Consider the following 16,521-nt stretch of genomic DNA (forward strand, 5'->3'; position numbering starts at 1 on the left):
CCGTGACTTCGCTATCCACCGCTGCACTCGAACAATTTGAGGACCTGATCCGCCACGAAGTGGAGGACAAGGAAATCCCCTCCATCTCCTACGCGCTTGTCGACCGTGACGGTCTGTTGGGCGAGGGGCACATCCAACGCCATGACCGCGGCTTCGACATGCTCGAGGACACGTGTTTTCGCATCGGCTCGATCACCAAGACATTCACCTCGATGGCGATCATGCAGCTGGTCGAGAAGGGCATCGTCGATCTCGACGTGGATGTTTCCGAATACATCCCGGGCTTCCAGCCGCTCAACCCCTTTGCCGGACGCGAAAGCGGGCCATACGGCTCGCATGTCAGCCTGCGCAAGTTGATGAGCCACACCGCTGGCATCGTACGCGAACCGAAGAGCGGCCATTATCTCGACGCTACCCGACCGCCGCTCGCCGACACGGTCGCCGAACTGGCGACATCGACGCTGAAACAGGATCCGAGCGCCGGCCTGATGCACTATTCCAATGCCGGCATCGCGGTCGTCGGAATGGTCATCGAGAAGATGGCGAAAAAGAGCTATGGCGACTACATCTCGGAAAACATCCTGAAACCATTGGGCATGGGTCAGACATCGGCAGGCATGGCGCCGGGCGTGCGCGAGAGGCTGGCGCCGGCGGACATGTGGACCCTGGAGGGCGACAGTCCGGCGCCCGTGTTCAGCCTTGGCGGATCGCCCGCCGGCAACATCTTTTCGACCACCGGCGATATGGCCAGCTACGCCCGCTGCCTGCTGCGCGGCGGCTTCGCGCCCGACGGCCAATCCATAGTCTCGCCGGCTTCTCTGCGAGAAATGTGGACGCCGATCGGCAAGCGCCCGGCCGGCCATGACAAGACCCTGAACGGTTACGGCCTGTGCTTCGGTATCGGCGACGTGGATGGCTGGACCTCGGTCGGCCATGGCGGCGCGGTCTACGGTTACGCCTCGCAAATGATCCTGCTACCGGCGGCAGGTCTTGGCGTGCTGATGTTTGCGACGCTGGATTTCGCCAACCAGATCGCTTCTCGGCTCGGCGGCGACGGGCTGCGTATCGCTCTTGCCGAGCGGCGCATGGGCAAGCCGCTGGAGCGGCTGCAAAGCCCGCCGCCCATCCAGGAGGAGCAGTTCAATACGCTGCCCGGCCATTACCGTCATGAAACCACGGGCGAAGTGGTCGAGATCAAGGCCAAGAGCGGCAAACTCTATCTGATGGGGGAGGGGGTGCCTTTGCAGATCAGGCCGGTCGCCGGCACGGATTTCGTCATCGACGGACGCATCTACGGGCGCGGCGCCGACTATGCCCACATGAATGTTTCATTCCCGGAAGCCGACCGTCTTGTCTGGAAGGGCGCTACCTGGTCACGCATAGACAAGCTGCCGACCGAAAAGGTGCCGCCGGAGATCGCCCCGCATCTCGGCGAATACGGCCCCGACTTCAACATTACCTACCTGTCTTACAGCCACGGCGAATTGAAGTGCCTGATCGAGTATTTCTGCACGCATACGTGCGAGCCGGTGGACGCAGGACGCTTCCGGATGCGCGGCCTGCTCTATGAGGAGGAAATCCTCGAACTCGATGCCGTGGACGACCAGGGGCGGCGCGGCATCCGCGTCGGGCCGATGTTCCTTGAGCGCCGCAAGCCGGCCGCCGAGGCAGCAGCTTGAACCAGCATCAGCCAGCGAAGCCGATGCCAGCGCCGACTGTCATGCAGTCGCCGCTCGGTGCGCGCATGCGCATCAACGGCCGCGACGTCGATTACTTCTGTGGCACCAGCTACTTCTGCCTGCACGGCCATCCTCAAGTCATTGAAGCAGCCTGCGCCGCCACCCGACAGTTCGGTATGGGACCTGGCACGCTGGCGCAGATGCAGGTGTACGTCGATCTCCAGGATGAGTTGCGGGCGTGGTTCGGCGCGGAGCATGTCGTCAGCCTGATCTCTGGCTATTCCAGCCCGATGGCGATGTTGCAGGGGCTGCGCGACGATTTCGACCTGATCCTGATCGACGCCGCCACCCACTACAGCGCCCGCGATGCCATACCGACGCTTGACAAGCCCGTGCACAGCTTCCGCCATCTGGACGCCGGCAGCCTGGCTGAGGAACTGGCCCGCTATGTCAAACCGGGCAAGCGTCCCGTCATCGTGACCGACGGCGTCTTCCCATCTTCGGGCGCGCTTGCACCGCTGGCCGACTACCGCCAGGCCATGGCGCCTTATGACGGCGCCATACTCGCCATCGACGATTCGCACGGGGTCGGCGCGCTAGGATCGAGCGGTCGCGGCGCGCTGCAGCATTTTGGCCTTGAAGCCGAAGGCAACTACCTCGCCGGCACCTTGAGCAAGGCTTTCGGCGCGCTTGGCGGCATTATTCCGGGGAGCCGGGCGCTTGCCGACAAGATCGCCGCCAACGCCATGATCATGCGCGGCGCGTCGCCGGTGCCGCCGGCGGCCGCGGCCGCCGCCATCGCTTCGTTGCGTGTGCTGAAAGAGACGCCAGCGATGCGCGCCAACCTTGTCCGCAATGTCAGCCATATGCGAGCCGGTTTGCGCAAGCTGGGTTTTGTGCTGGCCGACACGCCGGTGCCTATCGTCAGTGTGCGCGGTGACGTCGACTTTGACGGCTTGCGGCAACGACTCGACGCCAGGGACATCGTCGTCAAGGTGACCAAGGCATCGGGCTATTCCGACGCGCCCGACGTGCCGACGATGCGGCTGGCGGTGTTTTCCGAACATTCCCCCGAGCAGATCGACCGGCTTCTGTCGTCGATGGCGGAGCTGTTGTGAAACCAAGGAAACGATCATCATGAAGGTCTTCATCAGCGCCGATATCGAAGGCACCGCCGGCATCACCAATTGGGACGAGGCCCGCAGGGAGCATCGCGACTATGCGGAGTTCCGCGAATATATGACCGACGAGCTGGTCGCCGCCTGTGAGGGCGCCAAGGCGGCAGGCGCGACCGAAATCGTCGTCAAGGATGCACATGCTTCCGCGCGCAACCTGAACCTGGCAAAACTGCCGAGCTACGTGCGCATCATCCGGGCCTGGAGCGGCCATCCGGACCTTATGATGTTCGGCATCGATTCGAGCTTCGCTGCGGCGCTCTACACGGGCTACCACAACAAGGCCGGCACCGACACGAACCCGCTCGCACACACGCTGACCGGCACCGTTTCGCGGCTGCTGATCAATGGCGAGGTCGCTTCCGAATATACGCTGAACGCACTGTGCGCTGCGCGCTATGGCGTGCCGTCCGTTTTTCTGGCCGGCGACGCCGGCATGTGCGCCGAAGCGAAAGCATTGGTGCCGGGTATTGGCACGGTGGCCACCAGCGAAGGTTTTGGCCCCGCGACGTCCTCGCTATCGCCGCAGGCGGCCGTGACTGCGATCCGCAAAGGCGTGGAGGCAGCGCTGTCGCGCGATCTGAAGGCCTGCCTGCCCAAGCTGGCCGACCGATACGAACTGGTCATCGAATTCACCACGCCGACCGAAGCCTATCGCGGCAGCTGGTACCCGGGGATGGAGCATCCCGCGGCGCGCACGCTGCGCTTCACGGCGAAGGATTTCTTCGACATCCAGCGCGCTATCCGTTTCGTCGTCATTGGCAACTGACCAACATGGTGACAAGCATTCCCGCGGGATCGACAACGTCAAATAGCTAACGGCCAACGCTACTCTAGGATTCCTCGAACTCATCTTCGATGAGAACATGAGATTGGATAATTGCTTATCCGCAGCAGATTATTGCTATTGCATAATTAAGCTCAACGGGAATAACTTTGCGACTGTAACACCGGTCTGATCGGATGATGCTGTGTTCGCTACTTCTGCAATGTTGGTCAGGATTTGTTGGCGCACACGGCGGCCAGGTGCGATACTCATTGTCGCGATCATCGCCTTGCAAATAGCCACAATTGGGAGTTCCGCTTTCGAGCGCGTTCCAAGTCTCGATGTTGGCCATTTCGCCGATGCGGACGTCGCGATGGCTGTGAGATCGGCATACAATCTTCCGGCGTGGATCGAAGGGGAGGGCGCCCCAGAACGGATACCGGCGGAAGATATGGCGGCGATGATCGAGATCGAGAAGGCTCGCCTGACCGAGCTTATGACCGGGCTTGGATATCTCGACGCCGAAGTCTTGGTGGACAGCAAGCAATCACCGGTGCGCCTCACACTGTTGCCGGTTACGCACCAGCGCTATCGCGTTGGCACGATCGAAGTTGTCGGTCTCCACGAAGCAGAGTTAGGACGGGAGATGATTGCCGATATCGGTTCAATCGTTCCCTCGTTTGCTGGCCAGTTTGCGACGACAGACTTGTTATCGCGGCTTGAGGAAAGCGTCATCTTTCGCATCGCCGCGAAACACCCGCTCGCAAGGATCGCGGACCGGCAGGTGGTGGGGGAACCGTCAACAGGTCTTGCTGACATCACTGTAAGGATCGAAAGCGGTCCTGCGGCCCGGTTCGGGAATGTCATCACAAGCGGCCTAAGGCGCACCAAGACCCAAACCTTGCAGCAGTTCATTCCGTTTGGGCCACGCGATCCCTACGACCGTGGAAAACTTGACGTGCTCCGCCAGAATCTTGAAGAGCTTGGCTTGTTCTCTCGCGTTCGCGTTAGCGCCGACCAGGCTCTCGATGAAAAGGGGCTTCTGCCTGTACGCGTGCAGGTGACCGAAAAACCCGTCGACATCGCTCAACTAGCGCATTCGGGAGCAAATGGATTGGCCGTTGCCGTGTTGACGCTATTTGCCTTGGCACTGCGCCAGACTGCTATGGCCGGCGGGGCGTCGTCGTTCGTTGTTCGGACGGCATCACTCGTCAGTTTGTTGACGATCCTTGCATTCGCGGTGCTTGCTGTACAAAGATTGCCAATCCTTCTGATCTAGCTGCCCGCTAAAATTTGTTTCGCTTGGTGGCCTTATCTACGACCGCAGGTGGCTCACGCCTTTCAGGCATCTCACCGGATCTGGTCTGCAACGAACCGATGATGATCGTTTCCTTGACGACCTCGCGGCCTCGACCCACCCCCGTGATCAATTCATTCATCCGGGCCTTGAGCGAATGCAACTCCTCCAGGGCGTTCCCTTCCGCTGCTCTGAGATCGTCGCGAGGCCCATCGATCAGGCTCTCGCCCATCAAACGGGAGTCCCGAGCCAATACAAAACGAGCGTAGGCTGCGTCCCATTCGGTCGTCAGTTGGATCCAGCTTTCTACAGGATCCTGCGTTTCAGCCTTTTCTGGGTCTCGCAACCTCGACCTCCAACGGCTTCAATTTCGGCATTTTCGAAGCAGCTTGTTGAGCGTTTATTCAATTGCTGCTGTCTTATCGTTTGTAGATAGCACAAGTATGAAAGTCCGTCATTGCGGAGCATGCCGGCTTCACCAGTTAAACTGTGGACGGCGTTGCCGCGGGGAGAGCTGATTGTCCCTCTATCCGGCTTCGGTAGGCCCCTCTACTCGATCTCCTTGGATAGCCGGCTAACTCGTTTCAATGCGCCGTGTTCTGAATGATAATGCAACCAGCAGTGAGAGAGATGCTTTCACAAAAACTCGACAGATTGTTAACATCGAACCCGAAACGCAAACGGGCTTCTAAAATACCAAAAGCGGGTATCAAAACTCGCCGTCGAACATTCCGTAGCGTTTACAGCCAGTTACAGATTTTTCAAGTCAGGGAATGAGCAGCCCGGCTGATACTATCTGTACTTATCATATTGCACTATTCGAGGTTCCAAAGGCCCGACTAACACCAGATAGCTTGGACATCAAATTGTTACATTAGCGAATCAGGAATATTTACAAATCGTTAACATAGTGGTAAAAATTGGAATAGGCAGTGGGCTACGAAACAGCTGTATATGTTATGCTATTCTAGGTTCGGAGACCTGGAAACGGTCATCGAGTGTTTACCTCGGAGGGGTGAACACTGTGCCTGTCGCATAATTCCAAGACTAAGCGATCACTGCCAGTTGCCGGGACTTGAGGCCCATTTGGTGTGTGTGATGACTTGGAGTGTATGATGACGCGAACCGCTTTCCCGCCCTATCAAGAAACAGAAGCATTTGTGCACGCGCAAATTGCGATGGCAGTGCCACGTATAAGCGTCATCGTGCCGGCGATGAACGAAGCTGAGAATCTTCCGCATGTGTTGCCGAGAATCCCGGCTTGGGTCGACGAGGTTGTGCTCGTGGATGGCAATTCAACCGACGATACAATTGCTGTCGCCAAAGCCCTGTTGCCCAGCATTGTGGTGGTGCAACAGGAGGGCCGGGGCAAGGGGGCGGCATTGCGGACCGGTTTCAATGCGTCGCACGGAGATATAATTCTCACGCTCGATGCCGATGGTTCTGCCGACCCTGGCGAAATTTCCGCATTCGTGGGCGCACTGCTCGCCGGCGCTGATTTCGTCAAGGGGTCGCGTTTCCTTCAGGGTGGCGAAACCGTCGACATGGAATGGTATCGCAAGCTCGGAAATTGGGGATTGCTCCAGCTCGTCCGCCTGCGGTTTGGCGGCAAGTACACCGACCTCTGTTACGGCTACAATGCATTCTGGCGGGACGTGTTGCCCTACCTCGATATCGAAGACGCTACCGGTTTCGAGATCGAAACCGAGATGAACGTTCAAGCGTTGCGTGCCAATCTTTCCGTAAATGAAGTCGCGAGCAAGGAAAAGCGACGCATTCACGGCACCAGCAACCTGCGTACGTTCCCGGATGGCTGGCGTGTGCTGAAATCGATTGTCCGCCTTGGCTGGGTCAGGACGAGGGCCGCTCCCGTCAATCGCCCGATTTTGAAGATGCGGCAACACGGGGCGTAAGAGATCCCAATGCCGACCCTGGCCCCGGTATCGGTCATTATTTGCGCGTATTCCGACGCGCGGCGAGAACACCTTCATCAGGCGGTCGTTTCGCTTCTGCGGCAGGAGACGTCGCCGGCCGAAATCATCGTCGTGATCGATCACAACCCGTCATTGCTTCAGCACGTCGAAGCATCGTTCCCGCAGATCAAGACGGTTCCCAACAGTGGCGCTCGCGGCCTGTCCGGTGCACGAAATTCGGGCATTCGCACCGCCCGTCACGATATCATCGCCTTTCTGGACGATGACGCCATCGCAGAACCCGACTGGCTGACAAGCATGGTGCCGCATTATGCGGATCAACTTGTGGTGGGCGTGGGAGGCCGTGTTGTTCCGATGTGGCAGGGCGGCAGACCACGATGGTTTCCCGAGGAATTTCTGTGGGTAGTTGGGTGCAGTTATCGTGGACAGCCGGACGCCGTGCGGCAGGTCCGAAACCCCATCGGCTGCAACATGTCGTTCAGGCGCTCGGTGTTCGATCGCGTCGGCGGTTTCCGGGAAGGTATCGGGCGGACTGGTGCGGATGCCGCCGGCTGCGAGGAGACGGAATTGTGCATACGCGCAAAACAGGGCATCCCCGGCTCCAGGATACTGTACGACCCCTTCATGGTTGTGCGCCACCAGGTCACGCCGGATCGATCGCGCTGGCGCTATTTTCGTGTGCGTTGCCTTGCCGAAGGGCGCTCGAAGACCAGGGTCGTGGATGAAGTCGGCGTCGCTGATGGGTTGGCGAGCGAGCAGTTCTATGTAACCCGAACTCTGCCTCGCGGCGTGGTCCGTCATCTCGGGGACGCGCTGCTCAGGCGCGATGCGTGGGGTCTCGCCAGAGTTGGCAGCATCATCGGTGGCCTGGGCTTCACGACGGCGGGTTATGTAGCAGCCCGCGTTGCAAAAGTGTGGAAGCCGGCATGACAGGCGGCCTCTTCCATCCCATCAAGGTCATCAGCGTCGACATTTCGCGCGGCATTCCCGATGTTTCGATGTCTGATCAGGGTAGCGGCGCGTACGGCGGCGTGTTCTGCCTTGTCCGTTCCGGTGCTCGCCCTTTGAGGGTGGTCGAGTTCCCGTTCAGGGGCGAAACGCTGTCGGGCGAGGAACTCCTTGCGAGGATCGGAGCGGACGAAAGCCCTGATACAAAGCCAGCGGCGCACGGACCGATCAACGACAGGCCTGTCAGCGTCGTCGTGGCGACAAGGGATCGTGTCCATAGCCTTTCACGGTGTCTGGATTCCCTGCTCGACCAGACCTTGCAGCCACGGGAAATCGTGGTCGTCGATAACGCGCCTTCATCATCGCAAACGGCTGATTTGATTGCTGGACGTTATCACGCGACCGGTCGGGTCAGATATTTGCGCGAGGACGTTCCCGGTCTCGGCCGCGCTCACAACGCCGGTCTTCGGTTGGTGTCGAGCGAAATCGTGCTGTTTACGGATGACGACGTCATCGTAGACCGCCATTGGGTCGAGGCGATCGCGCAGAACTTTGACGACGCCGGCAAAGTTGGGTGCGTTACCGGTCTCATCCTGCCGGCTGAACTTGAAACGCGTGCGCAGGTCTGGACCGAACGCCATGGCGGCTTCGGCAAGGGCTTCGTCCGCAAGATATACGACCTGGCCGAGTATCGGCCCCCAGATCCGTTGTTCCCTTACGCCGCCGGTCAATTCGGATCGGGCGCCAACATGGCCTTCAGCAAAACGGCTCTGCGTTACATCGGCGGGTTCGATTCGGCCTTGGGTGCAGGCACGCTTGCCCGTGGCGGGGATGATCTTGCCTCCTTTTATGCCGTGCTGAACGATGGATTCCAGCTCGTCTACGAGCCAGGGGCAATTATCTGGCACCATCATCGCCGCTCCGAGGAAGGAATGAGGCGACAGGCATTTGGATATGGCATGGGGCTGGGTGCTTATCTCACGAAAGTCGTCAGGGATGAGCCTCGGTCGATAGTGCGGCTGTTGCGCGCGTTGCCTGCTGGATTCGCCCATATGGTGGGTCCTTCGGCGCAGAAGAACATGCGGCTGCCGGCAGACTATCCGACGGCGCTGATATGGCTTGAAAGACTGGGCATCCTGGCAGGCACGGTAGGTTATTTCCGCAGCCGAGGCCGGCACGCCGGTTTGGTGACAGCGCCTGCGGCATCGCGAGAGGAGTTGGCCGGATGAAGCAGGCAATTCCGATCCTGGTCTACCATAGCGTCGACACTGAATGTTCCAGCGCGTATCGGCGCTGGATGGTGCTGCCCAGCGAATTCGACGCGCATATGGGTGTGCTGGCGGACAACGGTTACCAATCGATGACCATATCGAACCTGGCTACCAGATTGCGGCAGGGTGCGCCGCTGCCTCCGCGTGCGATCGCAATCACGTTCGACGACGGGCTCGCGGACTTCAGGACAGGCGCGCTGCCGGTGCTTCGGCGTTACGGTTTCCCCGCGACACTTTATGTAGTTTCCGGATACGTGGGCAAGACCAGCCGCTGGCTGACGCCGCTTGGTGAGGGCGCTCGCGCAATGCTGAATTGGCAGGAGCTTCGCAACATTTCCGAGGTCGGCATTGAGATTGGCGCTCACTCCGTCTGTCATCCGCAACTCGACATCTTGACGATCGCAAGAGCCTCGCAGGAGATAGCGGGCAGCAAACGCGTACTGGAGGATGGGCTCGGCTGCGAGGTCCCATCGTTCGCGTACCCTCACGGCTACTTCAATCGCAAAACCCAGGACATCGTGCGCGGCGCCGGCTTCAGTTCGGCATGCCGTGTTCGACACGCATTGGCGTCGGATACGGAAGACCTGTTTGCGCTTTCACGCATCGTGATGACCAGCGCGATCAGTGCTGGAGATTTGCATAGATTGATATCGGGCGTGGCGCTGCCTGTGGCACCGCGGGCTGGGCGTGCCATCGAAAGGGGCTGGCGTGTGGTGCGGCGTATCAGCCGCCATTTCAGCGTCACCGCCGAGCCAACGGCGGAAGCCGCGGAAACAGGAAATATGTGAACGGAGCAGGACGATGCGAGCCCTAAGGACAGTCTGCATTGGAGTTTCTCTCATGCTGAGCAGCCTTGTCGCGCCCGCGGCCGAAAATCTTGCAGCGGATGGTACCGCAAGTACGGATCAGGCCTCGCCCGAGCCAAAAGGAACCCAACCATCTGTCGCTCGCGCATTGATGACGCTTGGTGATCTCTATCGGGACGGTCAGGTTGAACCCAACGACGGTCTGCGAGCGCTCGAATATTATGAACGCGCCGCAAAAAGAGCCAAGACCGGATCGGTGATCGGAGTGATCAACCCGTCCGACCTGATTCCGACCTCACCGGGGGCTGCGGTCGACGGCACAAGTGCGCGCAAACTTTACACGTTGTCTGCGTCCTACGGGAACCCCGACGCCCTGCTGCGTTTGGGAGACCTTTTTTTCAGCGGCGCCCTCGTGAAGAAGGATCTGTCCAAGGCGATTTCTTACTACCGTATGGCGGCCGCGGGCGGCAGCGCGACGGGCAAGCTGAGGGTAGGGGAGATGACGGTCCGTGGCGAAGGGACCGATCGCGACGTTGAAGCCGGACTTGCGATAATCCGCTCAATGGCTGACGCCGAAAATCCCAACGCTCTGCTCGTACTCGGGGAGCTTTACGCGACCGGAACGGGGGTAACGCTCGACAATGCTGTTGCCGTCGCATCCTTTGAAAGGGCCGCCAAGCTTGGAGCAACTGCCGCCTTCATGCATCTCGGTGATTTTTACTTTCGCACTGGGCAGCCGACGGAACTCGCCCGCTCGCTTCGCTACTACGAACAGGCGGCCTCGGCAGGAGACGACTACGCAAAAATACGGCTCGGCGAGATGATCGCCCGCGGCCAAGGGACAGATCAGAATATCGAGCAGGGCCGTGCGCTCATTCGCGAGGCGATGGCCGCCGGCGTCCCGAGCGCCTTCTCCGCTCTCGCCGAGACCTATGCCAGTGGCGAGGCAGGGACCGTCCAGCCGGGGCTTGCAATTTCCAGCTTCGAGGAGGCCGTCAAGCGCGGCAGCACCCATTCGCTGTTGAGGCTGGGCGACATCTATTCGCAGGGCACCCTCACATCGGTCGATCCGGCGAAAGCATTTGTTTATTACGAGCGAGCGGCTCGAGCTGGCAATCTGGCCGGAACGCTCCGGATGGCTGAGATGATTATCCGCCGGCAGATTCCGTCGCGAGATCCGGCCGAAGGTGTTGCACTTCTCCGGCCTATAGCCGACAGCGGTGACCCAGCCGCATTGGTTCTGCTCGGCGATATCGCTAGGGACGGCATCGTACAGACGCCCGACCTCGCTGCAGCGATCGGCTACTATGAAAAGGCGACTGGTGCCGGCAGCGTCGACGGTATGACCCGGCTCGCGTCGTTGTATGCCGATGGCGACGCGAAGATACGCGATCTTCCGCGGGCCTTCGCTCTGTACCGCGCAGCCGCCGACGCTGGCAGCCAAACGGCCAAGATGAGCATGGGCAGCATGATCGCCCAGGGCAGGGGCACGGCGCCTGATCCAACACGCGGTCGCGCCATTGTCGCCGAAGTCGCAGAAACCGGCAATGTCGCCGCGCTTATGGTGCTGGGTGAGCTTTTGAGCGGCGGCGATGCCGGGCCGACAGATGGAGCTGCTGCGGTCGCCGCCTATGAAAAGGCTGTCAAAGCCGGCAATGCGGAAGCACTCCTTTCACTGGGTGACCTTTTTAGGGATGGACGTGCGGTGCCGTTGGATGGAGAGCGGGCCGTTCACTACTATTCGATGGCTGCCGGAACCGACATCACGCCGTCGAAGCCATGATCTGGATGAGCGACAATTCCCCCAAATGGATCGCCGTTGCGGTGGCGTGGGCGATGTCGAGCTTGGCGATCCTGCTTGGACCTTCAGCAAACGCGGCAGAGGAGTCCATCCCCGCAACAGAGATACCAGTCCAGGCTTTGCCGGCGGCTCAGGGCGGCAAAGCCGAAGCAATGATGCGTCTTGCGGATATGTATTTGAATGGAAGGACCGTCCCTCGCGATCCCGGTCGGGCGTTCACCCTGTACAATCAGGCGGCCCTTTCCGGAAGCCATACGGCGGCACTGCAGGTTGGCGACATGCTGGCCCGCGGGCAGGGCGTTCCGAAGGATCTTGAACGGGGTTTGAAGGTCATCCAGGATATAGCCGAAGCCGGAGACGCAAGGGCATTGCTGGCGCTCGGCGATCTCTATTCGGAGGGCTCGGCGAGCCCGATGAGGCCGGAAGCCGCGATCAGTTCTTATCTTGCTGCAGCCAAGCTCGGTAACACGGTCGCGATGATCAGGCTCGGAGACATCTATCGCGCCGGGCGATTCTCGCGACCTGAGCGCAAGCAGGCGGCCGTCTATTACCGGATGGCGTCGGAGGCCGGAAATCCCTTCGGGACGCTCGCTTTGGGCAGGCTGCTCGTGGAGGGCAGGGTAGGCAAGGCCGGCACTCCCACCGAAGGGATGACTCTACTGGCCGCGGCTGAGAAGGCAGGTATGGACAGTGCGGCCGGAGCCATCGCAGAGAGCTATTTTTACGGGTATGGCGTCCGCCAGAACACGGCTCATGCCGTTGGCATCCTCGACCAGGCGATGGCGCGTGGAAACATCGATGCGGCGCTCAGGATGGTCGCGGCATACCGTGACGGAAAGGCGAACGGTCGATCGCGTCTCGTCAAGCGGAGTTCCGTAAAGGCCCGTAAACTCCTCGATGGTCTATCGGCCCGGTTGTCGGAGGCCGAAATGGCCTACCAGCAGTTCCTCATGGATGCTTCCATCACGCGGACCCAAAAACTGGGCGATCTTTATGCGCGGCTGGGCGCCTTCTCCGAACCTGATCGGCAACGCTTGGTGCGGGATCTCCGGCGGACCAATCCGAATTTACTCGTTTTTGCCGCCCAGGTTCGGCTGAAGGAGCTTGATGTCTATCAAGGCAAACCCACTGGTCAGCTGAACGGTAGAACGTCGCGAGCCCTTCGCCAACATTGCCGCAAGACAGCTGTCCCCTATTTTTGCAGCCTTGGCCCGATGAGCGGCAACAGCACGGAAATCCTTTCCTACGCTTTTTGAGACTTGAGCGTTTGCGTCGCAACCACGCTGGTTTCACTAGCCGCCTAAGCGAGTGGCCGGTTGTGATAAATGGCGACAAGACCGTCGCTGCAGGGAAAATCATGCGCCTTGACAAGCCATTCGGCCCAATCGATTTCTCGCTCGAAAAATTTGTCCGCTCGGACGTAGATGATCGTGATGCGGCGCGGTGCGGCGGCGATTGAAGCGCGGATATTGTCGCACACCTTTGCCAGTACTTGGCCTTCAAAGGGGTTGAAGAAGAAGAGCACCGTGGCGTCGGGGGGTATCGCCCACTCTCCGGCGTCGGCATGGACCAGTTCAACGTCCTGGCAAACAAGCCGTTTGGATAGCCGCAAATTTTGGCAAGCGGCATCGTGCAGCTGTTTTGAGTACTCGACACCGATAACGCGCCGGAATGGATATTCCGCCGCCAGCAACACCGGTCGGCCCTTACCCGATCCGAAATCGACGAAGACGTCCTCCCCCGCACGAATATCGATGCTGCGGATAGCTTTTCTGAATATCTCGTAGTCGGTAGCGACATAGGCATGGTTTTGCCGGTCGCGAAAACCGAGCTCCTCGTCCCTGACTTCCCGGGTGGTCGATACGCCCCGCCTGATGTCCTCGATCAGCGAGCGGGCGAGGGAGCCCACATGTCCGCTGGTCAATCGCAACGCCTTGCCTGCGCCTTCGCGGCGAACCCGTTCGAAGAGGATATTCAATTCGCGCAATGTGGCCATAGCCACGATCCTAGGCGGCCTGTCTGAAGTCCGAACGCCTCGTTGCAGCCGACACCAGAGATCGGCAAACCGTTTGGGCCGCGAAGTCGGTGCCGTGGACGAACCTCAAGAGAGGTCCGAACGTTGCAGCGGAGGAAAGACCAACAAAATAGAGGCCGGGAACGGATGACTGGCATGACCCCGACAAAGCGGGGGATCCCGATCCGGGCACGCGCGCAAGCCGCGTTCTGATCGTTGGGCTGAGATAGTCAATGGCATTGACATCGACCCTGTACCCTGTCGCGGCAAGGACGTGGTCGGCTGCCAGCGACGAGGATTTGCCGCTTTCATGACGAAGCCGGAGCAGGATTCTCCCGTTCGCCTCCCGCGCCTCTTCGACTTCGGTACCGAGCAACGTCTCGATGCTTCCCTCCACCCGCGGGCGAAGCCACCATGCCCCAGACGGTCCGTATGTCAAACGCACGAGACGAAGCCGCGCTGCGGGAGGCAGATGCGAGATCAGTTCAGGCGCTCGCGTGATCACCAGGTGAGACCACCCGGGCCCAAGTGGGGTCATCGGCTTGAGAGCCCGCAACAAAAGCCCGCTATGTTCTCCTGTCGGCGGCTTTCCCCAAGCAAGTTGAGGGCCGCGCACGATAAGGTGTACTTCGGCGCCCGCTTCCCGAAGAAGGGCCGCGCTTTCAAGTGCAGACTGACCAGCACCAACAATGGCCACAGATCGACCGGCGAAATTGGAAAACTCCGGATGCGCGCCGGTGTGCGAAACCAATGACGCGCCATCCTGGCCGGCTGGAATACGCAATGCCTCGGGTATGTAGGAAAAATGCATGTGGCCGGACGCGACAACGACATTCTTTGTGAGAAAAGTTTCGCCGTTGGCCAGGGAAACCTGAAAGCCATTTCCCATATCGGCAACCTGTTTCACCACGTCTTGCTCGACGTTTTGCACGTAGCGGTTCTTGAACTCGAGCCCGTAGTTCACGAACAGATCGATCGGTATTGGATTGTGGTCATCGACACCGGTGACTCCGTTTGCCGTGCAGTAATCGATAAGCGACATGCTTGGTGCAGGCGCGGAAATGGATGTCGCGGTCAGTGCAGACTTCAAGAACATCCCTTTGGGCATGTGGTGGCGCCATGCGCCCATCGGAATGCCGAATATCCGGAAGTCGATCCCTGCCCTAGTGAGATGGGCGGCTGCTGCCAGGCCGTATGGTCCCGCTCCCACAACAACTACTTCAGTTTTCCGAGCCCCTGTCGTCGACATGACTATTACCCCAGTACTAGTTAATCCCTCACTTCCCACAATTGGATTCAGCCACGTTTTCAGGAATTTGTCACTAAAAATCGCATGTTGTCGAGATTAATCTGAAGAAGATATAATAGATTATCTCTATAAATCTGACCGAGAATTTTTGGCGTATTACCCGGGGTATAGGAAAGGAATTATGATCATGGTATAAGCGCGACGATTGCTTTCAGAAGATTTTTCAGGTCTACTCGAGTGGGCGAAATCGGGTCTGCGGGCGGGCGTCATGGTACGGGGGCCTTCGTTAGACGTTTCAGTACCTGTTCTGCTGTTTCAGGTAAGCAGATACTCTTTTTTGTATGGGTCCCTTGGTGCAATCCGTTCGCTGGGGCGCGTCGGGGTGCCTACGCACGCGATGATTACCAGTAGTTTGGCCCCTCACCAATTTTCGAGATATCTGGATCGCAGCTTCCCGGTCGACCTCGATCAGGACGATGCCCTGGAGCAATTGCAGCGGATCGCGCGGCAACTCGGGCGACCTGCAATCCTGATGCCCACCGACGACGCGGCGGCGGTTTACGCCGCCAGGCATGCTCAGGAGATCAAGCCATTCTTCATCCTCCCATCCGTGGCGCCCGAATTGCCGCAGGCGCTGGCCAATAAACGCGACCTTTACGAAATGTGCACGGCACATAACGTTCCTGCACCTTGGACGGCTTTCGCAGGTTCCATAGGCGAGACATTGGCCCTCGCGGCGAACGCTTCGTTCCCCATTGTCATCAAGAACAGCGAGCCATTTTCGTGCCTTTCAAGACCTTCTGTGACGAGTACCACGATCATCAGAACTCACGCGGAACTCTTGCGGCTGATTGAGCAATGGACGGGCCAGCCACAAATTGTTGTTCAGGAATATGTGCCACGTGACGTCGCCGAGGACTGGATTGTTCATATTTATTGCGGCCGGGAGGGGATCCCGCTTGCGGCATTCACCGGACGCAAGCACAGGTCGTGGCCGCCAGAGGCCGGCGTCACAACCGCGGCCACGGCGCTTCCCAACGAAGAGTTGCTGGCATTGGCGACGGGTTTTTGCAGGAACATCGGCTACCGGGGTATTGCCGATATGGACTGGCGCTTCGACAGGCGAGACGGGCGCTATAAACTGGTCGACTTCAATCCCCGCCTGGGCGCCAATTTTCGGCTTTTTGTCACCGAGAACGACATCGATGTCGTACGGGCACAGCATCTCGACCTGACTGGACGGCCTGTCAGCGCATCTCCCCAGGTCTTCGGCCGCAGATTCACGGTGGAGAATCTCGACTTGGCATCACGACTTTTGCAGTTCTCAACTCCCCTGCGGGAGCCAGAGGAACTCGGCAAGGTCATGGAATTTGCTTGGTTTGCGATCGATGATCCAGTCCCTTTTCTTGTCATGTTGCTGCGTTTTGGCACTCTCGTTCTATCGCGAGCGATACAAACCATCGTCGCCCGCGTGAAGACGCTGGTATCTTCCGTTCTGAACCGGCCTTGGCGAGCACGAGAAAGCCACACCGACGTTTGATCGCATCGGCTAGTGACCGTCTAAAGTTTGACTTTGGTTGG

The 16,521-nt window shown here is 59.4% G+C and carries 14 protein-coding genes; 11 read left to right on the forward strand and 3 right to left on the reverse strand.

Going from position 1 to position 16,521, the window contains the following annotated elements:
• The first annotated feature begins 2 nt into the window (after positions 1-2).
• The 4 genes from OHD58_RS11455 (at position 3) to OHD58_RS11470 (ending at position 4,899) form a co-directional block, all read left to right on the forward strand.
• A complete protein-coding gene (locus OHD58_RS11455) occupies positions 3-1,679 on the forward strand; it encodes a serine hydrolase domain-containing protein (protein WP_263803392.1) in 1,677 nt (558 codons plus the stop codon).
• 23 nt (positions 1,680-1,702) lie between these two features.
• Positions 1,703-2,797, forward strand: a complete 1,095-nt coding sequence (locus OHD58_RS11460; protein WP_263803395.1) for an aminotransferase class I/II-fold pyridoxal phosphate-dependent enzyme — start codon at positions 1,703-1,705, stop codon at positions 2,795-2,797.
• Positions 2,798-2,816: 19 nt separating this feature from the next.
• Entirely contained in the window at positions 2,817-3,623 is an 807-nt protein-coding gene (locus OHD58_RS11465; RefSeq protein ID WP_263803396.1) for a M55 family metallopeptidase, read from the forward strand.
• Positions 3,624-3,825: 202 nt separating this feature from the next.
• The gene (locus tag OHD58_RS11470) at positions 3,826-4,899 is read left to right on the forward strand and encodes a POTRA domain-containing protein (protein ID WP_263803397.1); all 1,074 of its coding nucleotides are present in this window, start codon (positions 3,826-3,828) and stop codon (positions 4,897-4,899) included.
• A gap of 7 nt (positions 4,900-4,906) precedes the next feature.
• Here the strand turns inward: OHD58_RS11470 and OHD58_RS11475 are convergent, their stop codons facing one another.
• Positions 4,907-5,263 (reverse strand): hypothetical protein, encoded by a 357-nt coding sequence (locus tag OHD58_RS11475; protein ID WP_263803398.1) that lies wholly within the window; start codon positions 5,261-5,263, stop codon positions 4,907-4,909.
• A 769-nt stretch (positions 5,264-6,032) separates the two neighbouring features.
• On the opposite strand from OHD58_RS11475, the gene OHD58_RS11480 reads away from it, so the two are divergent.
• The 6 genes from OHD58_RS11480 (at position 6,033) to OHD58_RS11505 (ending at position 12,933) form a co-directional block, all read left to right on the forward strand.
• Entirely contained in the window at positions 6,033-6,830 is a 798-nt protein-coding gene (locus OHD58_RS11480) for a glycosyltransferase family 2 protein (RefSeq protein ID WP_263803399.1), read from the forward strand.
• A 9-nt stretch (positions 6,831-6,839) separates the two neighbouring features.
• A complete protein-coding gene (locus OHD58_RS11485; RefSeq protein WP_263803400.1) occupies positions 6,840-7,781 on the forward strand; it encodes a glycosyltransferase family 2 protein in 942 nt (313 codons plus the stop codon).
• Entirely contained in the window at positions 7,766-9,028 is a 1,263-nt protein-coding gene (locus OHD58_RS11490) for a glycosyltransferase family 2 protein (RefSeq protein WP_263803401.1), read from the forward strand. The genes OHD58_RS11485 and OHD58_RS11490 overlap by 16 nt, the downstream gene beginning before the upstream one ends.
• Complete coding sequence (locus tag OHD58_RS11495) at positions 9,025-9,858, forward strand: polysaccharide deacetylase family protein (RefSeq protein ID WP_263803402.1); 834 nt, start codon at positions 9,025-9,027, stop codon at positions 9,856-9,858. Before OHD58_RS11490 ends, OHD58_RS11495 begins: the two co-directional genes overlap by 4 nt.
• 169 nt (positions 9,859-10,027) lie before the next feature.
• Positions 10,028-11,659 carry a tetratricopeptide repeat protein gene (locus OHD58_RS11500; RefSeq protein WP_263803403.1) on the forward strand — a complete coding sequence of 544 codons (1,632 nt, stop codon included), beginning with the start codon at positions 10,028-10,030 and terminating at the stop codon, positions 11,657-11,659.
• A gap of 5 nt (positions 11,660-11,664) precedes the next feature.
• Entirely contained in the window at positions 11,665-12,933 is a 1,269-nt protein-coding gene (locus OHD58_RS11505; protein WP_263803404.1) for a tetratricopeptide repeat protein, read from the forward strand.
• Between the two features lie 44 nt (positions 12,934-12,977).
• Here OHD58_RS11505 and OHD58_RS11510 read toward each other — a convergent pair whose 3' ends face one another.
• A complete protein-coding gene (locus OHD58_RS11510; RefSeq protein WP_263803405.1) occupies positions 12,978-13,673 on the reverse strand; it encodes a class I SAM-dependent methyltransferase in 696 nt (231 codons plus the stop codon).
• 10 nt (positions 13,674-13,683) lie between these two features.
• Entirely contained in the window at positions 13,684-14,940 is a 1,257-nt protein-coding gene (locus OHD58_RS11515; RefSeq protein ID WP_263803407.1) for an NAD(P)-binding domain-containing protein, read from the reverse strand.
• Between the two features lie 397 nt (positions 14,941-15,337).
• Here OHD58_RS11515 and OHD58_RS11520 point away from each other — a divergent pair, with 397 nt between their 5' ends.
• Positions 15,338-16,480, forward strand: coding sequence for a hypothetical protein (locus OHD58_RS11520; RefSeq protein ID WP_263803408.1), 1,143 nt, complete (start codon positions 15,338-15,340; stop codon positions 16,478-16,480).
• Positions 16,481-16,521 lie beyond the last annotated feature (41 nt).

The organism is Mesorhizobium sp. ZC-5, assembly GCF_025753855.1.
GTDB lineage: Bacteria > Pseudomonadota > Alphaproteobacteria > Rhizobiales > Rhizobiaceae > Neomesorhizobium.

Bases quoted from the DNA above. Each gene is read 5' to 3' on its own strand.
- OHD58_RS11480 (WP_263803399.1), top strand. From the start codon at position 6,033: ATGACGCGAACCGCTTTCCCGCCCTATCAAGAAACAGAAGCATTTGTG.
- OHD58_RS11500 (WP_263803403.1), top strand. From the start codon at position 10,028: ATGACGCTTGGTGATCTCTATCGGGACGGTCAGGTTGAACCCAACGAC.
- OHD58_RS11460 (WP_263803395.1), top strand. From the start codon at position 1,703: ATGCCAGCGCCGACTGTCATGCAGTCGCCGCTCGGTGCGCGCATGCGC.
- OHD58_RS11515 (WP_263803407.1), bottom strand. From the start codon at position 14,940: ATGTCGACGACAGGGGCTCGGAAAACTGAAGTAGTTGTTGTGGGAGCG.
- OHD58_RS11465 (WP_263803396.1), top strand. From the start codon at position 2,817: ATGAAGGTCTTCATCAGCGCCGATATCGAAGGCACCGCCGGCATCACC.
- OHD58_RS11505 (WP_263803404.1), top strand. From the start codon at position 11,665: ATGAGCGACAATTCCCCCAAATGGATCGCCGTTGCGGTGGCGTGGGCG.
- OHD58_RS11510 (WP_263803405.1), bottom strand. From the start codon at position 13,673: ATGGCCACATTGCGCGAATTGAATATCCTCTTCGAACGGGTTCGCCGC.
- OHD58_RS11485 (WP_263803400.1), top strand. From the start codon at position 6,840: ATGCCGACCCTGGCCCCGGTATCGGTCATTATTTGCGCGTATTCCGAC.
- OHD58_RS11520 (WP_263803408.1), top strand. From the start codon at position 15,338: ATGATTACCAGTAGTTTGGCCCCTCACCAATTTTCGAGATATCTGGAT.
- OHD58_RS11495 (WP_263803402.1), top strand. From the start codon at position 9,025: ATGAAGCAGGCAATTCCGATCCTGGTCTACCATAGCGTCGACACTGAA.